The sequence below is a fragment of the Kosakonia sp. N21 genome (assembly GCF_050587465.1).
Taxonomy (GTDB): Bacteria; Pseudomonadota; Gammaproteobacteria; order Enterobacterales; family Enterobacteriaceae.
On sequence record NZ_JBOBHR010000006.1, the window covers coordinates 39,174 to 51,669 of the forward strand.

8 protein-coding genes are annotated in these 12,496 nt (G+C 54.8%); all 8 read right to left on the bottom strand.

The genetic code is table 11. The annotated features are described in order from the left end of the window. Window positions 1–246: 246 nt before the first annotated feature. The 8 genes from ACQ3G7_RS15455 to ACQ3G7_RS15490 all read right to left on the bottom strand — a co-directional run bounded on the left by ACQ3G7_RS15455 (window position 247) and on the right by ACQ3G7_RS15490 (window position 12,485). Window positions 247–1,257: a family 8 glycosyl hydrolase gene (locus ACQ3G7_RS15455; protein WP_430890481.1), complete on the bottom strand. Its 1,011-nt coding sequence runs from the start codon at window positions 1,255–1,257 to the stop codon at window positions 247–249. 54 nt (window positions 1,258–1,311) lie between these two features. Further along, complete coding sequence (gene galU, locus ACQ3G7_RS15460) at window positions 1,312–2,241, bottom strand: UTP--glucose-1-phosphate uridylyltransferase GalU (protein WP_430890482.1); 930 nt, start codon at window positions 2,239–2,241, stop codon at window positions 1,312–1,314. A 49-nt stretch (window positions 2,242–2,290) separates the two neighbouring features. Then, complete coding sequence (locus ACQ3G7_RS15465) at window positions 2,291–3,250, bottom strand: diguanylate cyclase (RefSeq protein WP_430890483.1); 960 nt, start codon at window positions 3,248–3,250, stop codon at window positions 2,291–2,293. Window positions 3,251–3,296: 46 nt separating this feature from the next. After that, window positions 3,297–3,758: a cellulose biosynthesis protein BcsD gene (gene bcsD, locus ACQ3G7_RS15470; RefSeq protein WP_263099436.1), complete on the bottom strand. Its 462-nt coding sequence runs from the start codon at window positions 3,756–3,758 to the stop codon at window positions 3,297–3,299. A gap of 12 nt (window positions 3,759–3,770) precedes the next feature. Next, window positions 3,771–7,472, bottom strand: coding sequence for a cellulose biosynthesis protein BcsC (locus tag ACQ3G7_RS15475; RefSeq protein WP_430890484.1), 3,702 nt, complete (start codon window positions 7,470–7,472; stop codon window positions 3,771–3,773). Continuing rightward, complete coding sequence (locus tag ACQ3G7_RS15480) at window positions 7,469–9,793, bottom strand: cellulose biosynthesis cyclic di-GMP-binding regulatory protein BcsB (RefSeq protein ID WP_430890485.1); 2,325 nt, start codon at window positions 9,791–9,793, stop codon at window positions 7,469–7,471. Before ACQ3G7_RS15480 ends, ACQ3G7_RS15475 begins: the two co-directional genes overlap by 4 nt. Next, window positions 9,783–11,900 carry a UDP-forming cellulose synthase catalytic subunit gene (bcsA, locus tag ACQ3G7_RS15485; RefSeq protein ID WP_430890486.1) on the bottom strand — a complete coding sequence of 706 codons (2,118 nt, stop codon included), beginning with the start codon at window positions 11,898–11,900 and terminating at the stop codon, window positions 9,783–9,785. The genes ACQ3G7_RS15480 and bcsA overlap by 11 nt, the downstream gene beginning before the upstream one ends. Before the next feature lie 189 nt (window positions 11,901–12,089). Next, window positions 12,090–12,485, bottom strand: a complete 396-nt coding sequence (locus ACQ3G7_RS15490) for a hypothetical protein (RefSeq protein ID WP_430890487.1) — start codon at window positions 12,483–12,485, stop codon at window positions 12,090–12,092. Window positions 12,486–12,496: the final 11 nt, after the last annotated feature.

Sequence of the window (12,496 nt, forward strand, 5' to 3'; positions counted from 1 at the left end):
GACATGAGATGTGTGTGATTTTTATTATTCATTGTCGCCCGGTCCGCGCCGCAGCCTGTAGAGACGGAAACGGCATAATGAACCGGTGTTCCTGTATTGCCAGGCCGGTTATCGCTTAATTATCAAAGGCATCCTGCCGGTTTTCCGCGCACTCCAGCGTCAGACACTGCTTTGCTAAAACATCGCTAAGGCGCGCGAGCCAACGGAGCCCGCGCAAAACTTAGTATTGCTGGCGACGACGCGCCGTTAATCTGTTTTCAACGTGACGGCAAATAACGACAGCATATGCAGTACGGACAAATAATATCCCTCTCCCGGACGCACGGACTTATCCATATGCTGGTAATCGCCCATCGTTAAATCACGCACCGCCAGGATGCCGCCAGACATCGAGTAATTCGCCTGTCCTTCCCCGGAGACATCCACCCACGCGGGCGTTTCGTTTCGGGCATAATTTGCCCAAAAATGACGGAAATTATCCGTCGAATGTTGTTGCGTTTCGCTCAAGCTTAAGTACAGCGGGATGCGAATTGCGTCATAACTAAAACGTGCCGGCCAGTTATCGGCAGGTATGACTTCACCATTATTTTTGACAAAAATCCAGTCACTGGGCAGTTGCGTTTTACCAAAACGCGCTTTATTGAGTAAATCCAGGCTCGATTTTTTCAGCTTCAGCCAAATATCATTATGCTGATGTTGCCAGAAACTATCCCAGGCTGGGAAGATAAAGTACGAAGGATTAATAATATAGCCTTCATCTTTAGTAAATCCACTTAAACCTGGCAGCAGTAAAGTGTGTGTATCTTGTTCAATAATCAGACAATTGATTAGCGCTTCTTGAATATTTTCAGAGGCAGTCAGATAACTCTGGTCATGCCACTTATTCCCGGCCAGTAATAATGCCCAGGCAATAAGTGTATCGCCGTCGCTGGCATTATTATCGTCAGTCACTTTTTGTTGCTGTGGCTCATAACGCCAGGAAAATAACCAAAGTGAAGGACGTAATAATGTATTACGCGTCCAGCGCCATATTTTCTCAAAACTGGCGGGATCATCGTTCATCACCGCCAATAACATGCCATATCCCTGACCTTCCGAATGGCTGATATCGCCATTTTCATGGTCAACTATGCGGCCATCCTGGCTCAGGTAGTTCTGTTTAAATAGCACCCAGTTGCCGTCCTGACTGCGGGCTGAAAAAGAGGTCATGGCCAGCGAAAGCAATAAGCACGACATGAGCCAGGTGGTCCTTAACATGAGATTTCCTGTTGTGAAGATATGGCAGTTAACCGGGTAAAACGCCGTCAGGCGTTAAACCACTTCTGCAATACGGTCAACGACTTCAGCCACCGGCGATAACGTCAGTTCATGCTGCAACCAGTGGCGGAACGCCGGACCGGTAGCGCCATGACGCAGACCGTACTCCACAAACGCTTTCATATAACCGATTTTGTCGCCGCAGTCGTGAGACTTGCCAGTCAGGGCATAAGCCTCAACAGGTGAGCGCTCAAGCAGCATGGCAATGGCATCGGTCAGTTGGATTTCGCCACCCGCGCCGATAGGTGTTTTGCGCAACAACGGCCAAATTTCTTTGGAGAGTACGTAACGCCCAACCACCGCCATATCGGACGGGGCCTCATCGACGGCCGGTTTTTCCACCATGCCCTGCACCTGGCCGAAGCGGCCTTCCGCCACGTTTGCGCCACCGCAGTCCACCACGCCGTAGCGGGAGACGTCTTCATGATTAACGCGCTCGATCATCAACTGGCTGGCGCCGGTCGTGGTAAAGCGGTTGATCATCGCCGCCAGGTTATCTGAAGAGAGGTCGCACTGGCTATCGTCGATCAGCACATCCGGCAGCAACACGACAAAGTCGTTGTCGCCGATCAGCGGTTCTGCGCACAGTACCGCATGACCCAGGCCTTTTGAGTGACCCTGACGCACATGCATGATGTTCATGCCAGCCGGGCAAATCGTACGAACTTCTTCCAGAAGCTGGTTTTTCACGCGAGATTCCAGCAGTGACTCCAGTTCAAAAGAGGTATCGAAGTGGTTTTCGATCGCATTTTTGGACGAGTGAGTCACCAGGACGATTTCACGGATCCCGCAAGCGTAGCATTCCTGCACGATATACTGGATAAGCGGTTTATCCACAATCGGTAACATCTCTTTGGGAATAGCCTTGGTAGCCGGGAGCATACGCGTACCGAGGCCTGCCACTGGGATTACAGCCTTTAACATACTTATTTCCTCTGGGAAAAAACTATTGCTGTTTGTAGTAGTTAAAATATCAACACACAACGGTGTTAATAATGCTACCAGGCTCATTAATGCCTGGAACCTGATAATTAATAAAATCATCACCGCCGCTCGCCTTAACCCGGTAAAGGGCGGTGTCGGCAGCTTTTAATATTGATGAAAAGTTCGGTCCGTGTTCAGGATAACTGGCAACGCCAATGCTGACCGATAATTCCACAGTTTGTTGCAGGTACTGTAAATACATAGGCTGACGAGTCGCTTCAACAATTAATTGCAGCACCCCGCGACCCATAGGTTCATCCACACCATCAATATAGGTCAGGGCAAACTCATCGCCGCCTAACCGTCCGAGTAACGTCGTGCGGGAAATACATTGCTTAACCCGGCTAATAAAGCAACGTAACACCTCGTCTCCCGCTGCGTGCCCCAGTTCATCGTTAATGGTTTTAAAATTGTCGAGATCGAGGATCGCCACGACAATCTGCGCACCACGTGCATTAGCCGCACGAATTTTCTTACGGCTGCGAATATAATAACCCTGACGGTTCAGGGTTTTGGTTAATGCATCGTTGTGCGCACGGAAATGCAGTTTTTCACGAATCGTCATATGTCGGGTAATATCAAAACCCAACAGAATAAATGCGAATATTTCACCGTTATCATCACGGCGCGGCATCAGTCTGGTGTCGAGCCATAGCCTCTCGCCGTTCTTTTTCTTCTGCGATATTTCACCTTGCCAGTTATCACCGGTTTGCTGCGCGAGCGTAATGGCCATCGCCAGAGAGATGGCGGTTGTCTCATCTTCTGACTGAAACAAAACCTGGCCAATCACCTCGTCATGGCTAAAACCGGTGAGCTGGTAGAAAAACTGGCTGGCATAAATAATTCGCCCGGACGTATCGAGAACCAGTGAAACAAAGGCATTGTCCTCCATATGGTTAACTGTTTCGATTTCCAGTGTTCTTCCTGAAACCACGATCTCATTAAACATTATGGTCACCTGATTGTTGATATATGGTGGAAATGCCCTTGCGAAATTATTCGCCAATGGCGTAACGGAAAATCAGCACATCTTCAGTGGCGTTATCTTTCCAGCGCACCGGCACCTGATTGCCTGCGCCCTGCGACACCAGCCACTGGGAATACGCGCCTTCCAGCACATAGGCACTGGCGCGACGCCAGCCTGCTTCATCACGGTATTCCGGCGCATGAGGCCAGGCGCAATGCAGCAGAATCAGTTCGCGCTGTGCGGGGGCCATCTTCACGAAGCCCCAGTTAAACAGCTCCAGCACCCGGTTGATGCTCGCTTCCAGTTCGTTGACGGTGGCCGCGCCATCAATGGGATACCACTGGGCCATCATCTGACCAATACGTCTCAGGGCGTCGGGATCTTTATCGCCGCGGCCTTCGGTGTATTCGTTGAAGAACAGATACACCAGATCGTGCCAGCCAGCCTGATAGTTGCGTTGTAAATAAGTGTCCTGATTGCTAAACATCATGTATCCCACGGTTTATTTGTTTTGATCGACGTAATATTTGAAATAAAACAACGCTTTACCTTCGTTATAACTGCCGAAGGTGTCATACCCCAGGTTTGCACCCAGAGCCAGGTTGTCGCTGAGGTGGTAGCGCGCATCCACGCCCAATGTGTAACCAATGCCGTTTTTCGAGGTGGCTTTGTAAACCGCATCCACGTCGTCATCGGAACTGGCGTAACTGTTTAACTGCGATTGCAACGTATTGTGGCCCGGGAAGTAGTTACTCTTATCCTGTTTGTAGGATTGGTAACCCACAGCGCCGCTCAGCGTCATATCCCAGTCGTTGATATGGCGAGTCAGTGATACCGGCAACGATACCGCCATAAAATCCTGCGGGCTGAAATAACCACCCTGGCCGAGCGTGTAATAGCTGAGGTTACGGTCAAAGTTCATATAGTTGACGTTGACCCCGACCTTCATCTCGCTGTCGTTGGTGCGCCACGGGCGCAGGTAACTGCCCGCCAGCACGTTGACCGAGTGGTTCGTCGGCACGTTAGTACCAACCCAGGTATCAAAACCCAGGCGGGTATAGAGGCCAACCAGATCGTTATCCCACGCGAACTGCGCGGATACGCCGTTACGGGTTATCCCCCCCCAACTTTCACCGGTGCTTTTATCTTTCACCCCCACGTAGGAGAGCAGGCTGTCGGTGACCGCACGGCGCTCCGCTTTCAGGTTCAGCGAGCTGTATTGCGTCAGTTTCGGGGTCCACTCCACGCCGCCGACTAAGCGGGTAAACTCGCCGCCGGTCGGCGTGCTGCCGACATCCAGCTTGTAGTTGTCGCCGCTCAGACTGAGGTTTGCCGCCACGCCGTTAGCCTGCTGGCTACCCTGGCTGGAGGCATTGGTCGAGGTGGTCGTCGTGCTGGTGCTGGCGGCGGCTTCAGCCAGTTTTGCCGCGTGCTCCAGCGCGCCGGAACCAAAGCGGTTGGCGGACTCGCCCGACATCTCGCCTGCGTTCAATGCCGTTGGCGTGACGTTCAGGTTGATGCGCGTGCTGTCGCCCACCGCGCCGGACAGGATCAGCGGTGCCTGAATCTCATCCAATGCGCTCAGGCCTGACTCACCATCACGACTGCGCAGCGAGATGCCCGCACTGGTCCAGGTGGCGCTCTTCTCTTGCAGGTCGCGCATCATCGTGTTGATGCCGCTCATGGCGGTTTGTTGCGCCTGGCGAGTGGGTGAAGGCAACGACATGACTGAACTCAGCTCATCGCTGTCGTCATCACCGCCTTGTTGCAGACGCCACTGCGCGGTGCGCAGCAGTGACATGGCCCGCTGGTTCTCGCCGTTGGCTGCCGCCACGCGTGCGGCCAGCAGCATATAATCTGCATCCTGGCTGGGTTCCAGCGACGCGAATGCTTTGCGGGCATCGTCGTTATTACCACGCGCCAGCGCCAGGTTAACAATCCCGGTCAGCGCCTGCTTATCGCGCGGGGATTTACGCAGTACGTACTGGTAGATCTCCGTGGCTTTCTCATCCATGTGATCGGCCTGATAAACGCGCGCGACGGATAACAGCAGATCGGTATTGGTGGGATTGGCCTGCAATTCCGGCATCAGCAGGTTCCACGCTTTGCCAATCTGGCCTTTCTCACGCAGGCGATCGGCGCGAGCAATCAGGTTGCCGGTGCGAATCGCATTGATCTCTTGCTGGCTGGCGCCATTTTGCAGCGCCGGCGCATTGAGAATACTCTCCGCTTCGGCAAACTGACCGGCCTGGTTCAGCACGCGGATCTGCCCGGCGTAGTCCACTACGGAGCCGTGCAGCCCTTGTGCCTGACTATCACGCACCAGTTGCAGCGCGCCTGCGTTGTCACCGCTTTGCATCAACATCTCTGCAAGGCGACCCACATCAACCGGCGTTTGCGGCGGGTTGCGCTTCAGCGCCTGTAAGGAGTTGCGTGCTGCCGTGGTGTTACCCAGACGCAGGTAGTTACGCGCAATATCCAGTTGCTGGTTGATCTGTACGCGGTTGCTCAGCTCGGTCATGTCGGCGCTATAGCTGCTGCGTGGCAGGCGGGCCAGCAGACTCTGCGCGCGTGACCAGTCGCTATCTTCGGCGGCATACACCGCTGCGGCGTACAGTGCTTCTTTGTTGGTGCCGCCACGTTGCGCCACGCCAGTCATCAACGTGCTGGCCTGTTGCTTCTGCCCGGCTTTACGCAACGCCCGGGCATAATCCAGTTGCAGCCAGACGTTTTGCGGGTATTTAGCGGATGCCGCTTGCAGGATTTGCATGGCGCGCGAGCTGTTCCCCGCCTGCAATGCTGCCTGCGCCGCTTTACGGTCGTTATCGCCGTTGTCGCCCACGGAAGCATAACGGGTACGCAGGTTGGCGGGCAGGGTGCGCAACATGGCGTCGGCTTCCGCCTGTTTGTTTTGCTGTTTCAGCACCCACCACAAGCCGGTGCGGATATCCGTATTCTGCGGATGTTGCTCCAGTAACCGGCGGTAGACCTCTTCCGACTGTGGCAATTTGCCCTGACGACGCAGGATGTCTGCACGCAGCATATCGGCGGCTTGTTGCTGACTGGCGTCGTTAGTGGCGCTGCTGTCGAGACTGGCCAGTGCCTGATCGTAGCTGCCTTTCTGACTCAGGTTTTTAGCCTGCGCCAGCGCACCGTAGTAACGGGCGTTGTCGGCATCCTTCGCCCACTGCAGGCTGTTTGTATTATTGGTGTCCTCTTGCGAGGCGCGGCGGAGATATTTTTCCGCATCGGCAAAGTTATTCTGCCGCAGCGCCACATAACCCATCCCGGCCAGCGCATTCCCGTTGTTGGCGCGGTTTTGCAGCGCTTCGGCAAACTTATCTTTCGCATTGCCTAAATCACCGCCGTTCAGCGCATCGAAGCCCGCTTTGGTGGCATCGCCTTCAACACTTTTACGGTAGTGATCCATCGGCGCGCTGTCTTCCGGGTGACGCTGCGCCCATGCGGTATACGCCGGGAGATCGGACGATTTCGCATCCAGCCACAACAGGGCCTGTTGCAGGGCCTTATCGGCGTTTTTATCATCCGCCGCCAGGCTGCTGAGCTGATTGATCCCTTCCCGGCGCGTTTGCTCCTGGTAGGTCAGCGCCATCGCCAGCGCTGTTTTGGTTGGCGCATCATCCGGCATAATGCTGGCACGCTGGCGCATAGCCGCCACCGCTTCTGACCAGGTGGCGCTGTCGCCTGCCATCGTCTGGTAATACTCCAGCGCCACGTCATCCGGCGGCGGGTTGCCGTTAAAGAGTGCACGCCATGCGGCAATCGACTCTTTAATCTGCCCACGACGCGCCAACTGGCGCGCAGCGTTGAGTTTGTCCTGCGGAATATTGCGCAGGGTATTGGCGCTGGTCAGCGCGTTCAGGCGCGGATCTTGCGGTGAGATATCGGCGATTTTTTTCCGCCAAATTTCAGACTGTTGAACGTTGCCCTGTTGCAGGTGATAGAGCGCCATCAGGTACATGGCGTCGATATTTTTATCATCGGCGGCCAGCACTTTTTGCAGCGCTTCCATCGCCATATCGTCATGGGCTTTGCTGTGCCAGTAACTGGCTTGCGCCAACAGTTTTTTTACTGCTGCATCATTACCCGTCGCTTCGGCGCTATCGGCAGCCGCAGCCGGGTGGCTGGCGCCAATCAGGCACAGCAGGTAAAAAGCGTGCGTCAGTTGTTTACGCGTATTCATTTCTTCGTTTTATCCTGCAGGCGTTGACGCGCATGGCGCTGAAGCGAGTTAAACAACATCGGACCGGATACCGCAGCAATCAGGCAGGCAAGCACCACCAGCCAGATAACATGCTCGCTCGCGAACCACAGCACGCGCAGATAGCCAGGCAGATTGCCGCTGACGAACTGTTCGCTGACACGCCAGCTGTGGACATCACCCGTATTGCTGACGGCGGTAAAATCCCCGCCTGCGACAGACTGGAATGCCGGCTTCGTCATATCCTCAGATAACTGCGCCAGTTGGTGGTTGTCCGTGGCGGTTGCCACCACCACCACACGTTGCGGGTTCCACGGAGAGCGCATGCTCAACAGACCGCGCCACTGGTTGTTGTCGCTGAGGTATTCCGCGGCTTCCATATCCGTCAGCGGCTGGTTGCCGCTCAACAACGACAGCACACGTCCCACCGCGCTGGTGGTGTTGACCTCAAGATTGTTGCCATTAAGCGTAAACGCGCTGCCTTGTAAGAGCGGGGTGAGCTGCTCGTTATTGCTCAGGTTGCCAATCGCCAGCACATCGCTCTCGGTCAGTTGCTGCTGGGCGTCATCGTGCCCTGGCATGCCGGTGTAGAGGTGCAGGAAATTGGCGGTGACACCGGTATCGCGACCGGACTGCGCCATCAGATTGAGCAGCATCGTTGCTTCTTCCACCGTCGGATGCGCAGCCATCAACACCGTTGTGTGGGCCAGGTCGGCGTTGCGCGTGAACGGGAACATTGCGCCGCTGAACCAGGCCAGATTGGGCAGCTTGCCGTAGTGCCAGGAGCGACTCAAATCGAGAGTCGAGTCCCCGTCAATACGGCTCTGGATGTTCTCATCCGCCATGGCGTTACAGGGGGCGTTCTTCTGCGCTTTCAGACCAAACCAGAAGCCCAGTTGGTTGCTGCCGAGAATGGCGCGCGGATCGATATTCACCACTGCGCTTTGCTGACGCTGCGATAAACCCAGCATCGACATCACCGGCGCCAGCAGACCTTCTTTGCTCACCGGCAGTCGTTTCAGGAACTCGCCATTCAGGCTGACGTTCAGGAAAGACTCCTCGTCGTCAATCCAGTTTTTCTGCGCAAAGCTGTAATTCAGGCGCAGCGGGATGGCGGAACCATCCCACATAAACAGGTCCGGCGCGGTGCGGAACGGCAAACGGTTTTCGCCATGCCAGACGCCGTGAGCGACCAATGCGCCTTCATCATTGAGCAATGAGCGCACCGGTACCGGGCGATCGGTATTGATCCAGCGAGGAGCGTCATACGCGTCGCGTTGGGCGATTTTCAGCGCCGGAACATCCAGTGTGTCGCTATCCGGCAGGGCAGGTTGCGTCAGACGCCAGGCGGCCTGGCGCAGTTGCATTTCGTTATGACCGCTGACCACCAGCAGTTTGTAAGCCGGGTTTTGCGGGTTGTCGATAACCTGCAACGCCGCGCCATTGCTTTGTGGGATCGCCACACCGCCAATCATCTGACCGGGTTTACCAATCAGGATGCCGTTGCCCGCAGGCAGCGCGTTGTACTGCACATCAAAGCGGCTTGGCCGACCGTTGCTCAGTGCGCCAAACTGTGAGGCGACAATGGCGGACGCCATCAGCACATCCGCATCCGGGCTTTCCGGATACGCGATGCTGACCGCCTGGTCTTTGGTTTGCTTCACGTCGAAGAACGGACGCGGAAACGTCCCCAGCGTTTTACGCACATTCAGCCAGAGTCCCTGGTAATTAAGGGTCGACTCCGGTTGCAGTGTGACTTTGTAATCCGCAGGCAGCGGGCGCTGGCAGCTCCAGACGTTATTGATAATGTCGTCACCGGTTTTCAGCTGGAAGCTCAGGTTGTTGCTGGAGGCGATCATTGACGCCGGCACATCCAGGTTCCAGAAGCCTTTATCCTGCTGTAACTGATCCAGCGGGATCGCGCCCAGCGGCTGACCGTTGAGCATCAGTTGCAGGTTTTCCCCGTTCACGTCGCTACGGTTGACCTGCACATTGAGACTGATATGCGCATCGGTGATCACCAGATCCCCGGGCAGGTTAAAGGAGACGCCGTTTTGCAGTTGCATACCGGAGAGCGTCAGCCCGCCGGTTGCGCCCATATCACCAAAACTGAGGGTGCTGGCGATGTTCTGATTGCTGGCGTTAGCCGGCGCAGGCGGTTGGGTCTGCACAGAGGTTGAACCCTGCAACGTAACCGGCAACGGCAGCTCTGGCAGCGCATCGCTGTCCGTTGAGAGCGCAAAGGCCGTGCCGTTCACTGAGCACACCAGCAGTGTGGCAAGTGCGATGGGGTTAAAGCGCATTTTTAACCTCTTCCTGTTTCTTCGCGACCGTGGCCATCTGGCTGTTAAACCCATTGGTGCGTTTTTTCGGGCCAAAGAACAGTTCAAACACGCACTGCAAAATACCCATAAAGGAGACCAGCGGGCGGTCAGGCGCATGCGGTGGACGATACCAGGCATCCGCGCGGGAGAGTACGACGCGCACCAGCTTACGGCGTTCGCTCAGCGGCAGGGTGTCAAACTCAAGGCGAATATCACCCACGCCCATACCCGCTGCGCGGATTGGCACATGGGCAATTTCACCACTGAGTCCCAGCTCGATTTGCACCGGGGTTTTGCGCGTCAAATCTTCCCCTTTCACCAGCGCCACGCGTGCGCCGCCCATGGAGATGTCGAAGGTGCGGGTTTGCATCTGTGTCCCGTTGGTAAAGTGAATCGTCACCGGCAGACGCGCGAAGATACGGATGGTTTTGCGGATTTGCTTGGTCTCTTTTGCGACGGCAATGGAGGCCAGCAAAATAATGGTACTGAAGGTACCCCATGCGATATTGAACAGGATCACGCGCGGGTCGATACCGGCGTAGTCATGCATAAAGTAGCGAACGCCAACCCAGATCATGCTGCCGACCATCAGAATGGTGGTGATGATCAGCGGGCGAACGGTATGGGCGTCAAAGTAGTTTTTGTCGGTCAGATCGCCTTTATCCGTCACGTTGAATTTACCCAATCGCGGTGAAATCAGGCTTAACAACGTGGGCAGGATCAGGTGGAACGCCATCACCGTTTCGTAGATTTCACCCCAGAACGCATAGCGGTAGCGCCCGGTGATCCGCGAGTTGACCATGGTGGAAAGTACCAGGTGCGGCAGCACATAGGCAAAAATCAACGTGGCCGACGAGGAGATAATGTTGAGGTTAAACAACATAAACACCAGCGGCGACGTCAGAAACACCACGCGCGGCAGACCATACTGGAAGTGCAGCATCGCATTGAGATAACAGAGGCGCTGCGTCAGCTTCAGGCCACGGCCCAGCAACGGGTTATCAATACGGAAGATCTGCGTCATCCCACGCGCCCAGCGAATACGCTGGTTCACATGCAGCGCCAGACGTTCTGTTGCAAGGCCGGCAGCCAGTGGAATATCCAGGAAAGCGGTGTTCCAGCCACGACGCTGCAATTTGAGCGCGGTGTGCGCATCTTCGGTCACGGTTTCAACCGCAAAACCCCCCACTTCGTTCAGCGCAGCACGGCGGATCACCGCACAGGAACCGCAGAAGAAGGTGGCGTTCCAGTTGTCGTTACCCTGTTGCACCGGGCCATAGAACAGCGCGCCTTCGTGCGGAACGCGTTTCGCCGCAGTCAGGTTGCGTTCAAACGGATCCTGGGAATAGAAGTGGTGCGGCGTCTGGATCAGCGCCAGTTTGTCATCGCGGAAGAACTCGCCGATGGTGGCCTGCAGGAAGACACGGGTTGCCACGTGGTCGCAGTCGAACACGCAAATCAGCTCGCCGTGGGTCACCGTCATTGCATGGTTCAGGTTACCGGCTTTGGCGTGGCTGTTATCGGGGCGCGTGATATAGCCTACTCCGGCTTCGGCAGCAAAATCACGGAACTCATCGCGTTTGCCGTCATCGAGAATATAAACTTTGACTTTATCTTGCGGATATTCGATGCACTGCGCCGCAAGAACGGTATCACGAACGACTTCGAGGCTTTCATTATAAGAAGGAACATAAATATCGACTGTCGGCCATGTCGATTTATCCTGTGGTAACGGCGCAATAGGGCGCTCTAATGGCCATGCCATTTGAATATAACCTAACAGCAAAATCGTCCACGAATAAATTTCAGCAGCAAACAATAAACTACCCAGCAGCATTTCCAGCGTGGAGTCAAAATGCAGCGTCGTGGTGGCACGCCACCAGATATAACGGGTTGACATCAGCAATGAAAGTGTGAGCATTGCCAGTACGGCTTTCTTACCCTTTATTCGACCAAGAATGAGCACGGCTGCCATCACGCTAAGGCCGAAGAGGTATTGCTTATCGCTGCCCATAGGGGTGATGATCACCAGCAGGGATAATGCTAACAACATCAGCGTGAATATAATTCCGATGATTTTTTTCATGTTTGTATCATCTTGCACAGAAAATAATAAAGGTACGCCGGCATAACAATGTTTCCGGTTACCTGTTAAAAATCATGACGCATTCTGCCGGTCATCAAATTAGCCATAGACCGATAGCATCACCTGCAGTGGGTCATGAAAAATTGTGCTGATTATTACCATGTGTGGATTCCACATGGCTGAACGGTATTATTTGCCAATCACCGTAAATAACATATCCAGCCGTACCGGATTACGTTCGCGGACTTCAAATTCCGCCGGACGGCTGATGGCCGCAACGCTTTCCATAATGTTATTTACCGGTGTGCTGAACGCATTGGGTGCAGCGACCGGCGCCGGTTTGCTTTTCGGCCAGGACAAGGTGTTAGCCGGTATGTCTGCTGGCGCGCTGGCATGGCTGACTTCCTTGCGGCTGGCCGCCGGAATTTCAGTGATTGCCGCTTCTTGTTTTTCGTCGCTGGCGTCTGAGGTGACTGCCGTTGTAGTTACTGCTTGCATAGTGGCACCATCTTCTTCATTCATTTCCTGGAAAGAGACACCGGACATCTTTAGTTTTCCAGCCAAAGAACCTAAATCATCATACATAGTATTTGCCT

Excerpts from the sequence above, each read along its gene's own strand:
- ACQ3G7_RS15455 (WP_430890481.1), bottom strand. The coding sequence starts at position 1,257 with ATGTTAAGGACCACCTGGCTCATGTCGTGCTTATTGCTTTCGCTGGCC.
- galU (WP_430890482.1), bottom strand. The coding sequence starts at position 2,241 with ATGTTAAAGGCTGTAATCCCAGTGGCAGGCCTCGGTACGCGTATGCTC.
- ACQ3G7_RS15465 (WP_430890483.1), bottom strand. The coding sequence starts at position 3,250 with ATGTTTAATGAGATCGTGGTTTCAGGAAGAACACTGGAAATCGAAACA.
- bcsD (WP_263099436.1), bottom strand. The coding sequence starts at position 3,758 with ATGATGTTTAGCAATCAGGACACTTATTTACAACGCAACTATCAGGCT.
- ACQ3G7_RS15475 (WP_430890484.1), bottom strand. The coding sequence starts at position 7,472 with ATGAATACGCGTAAACAACTGACGCACGCTTTTTACCTGCTGTGCCTG.
- ACQ3G7_RS15480 (WP_430890485.1), bottom strand. The coding sequence starts at position 9,793 with ATGCGCTTTAACCCCATCGCACTTGCCACACTGCTGGTGTGCTCAGTG.
- bcsA (WP_430890486.1), bottom strand. The coding sequence starts at position 11,900 with ATGAAAAAAATCATCGGAATTATATTCACGCTGATGTTGTTAGCATTA.
- ACQ3G7_RS15490 (WP_430890487.1), bottom strand. The coding sequence starts at position 12,485 with ATGTATGATGATTTAGGTTCTTTGGCTGGAAAACTAAAGATGTCCGGT.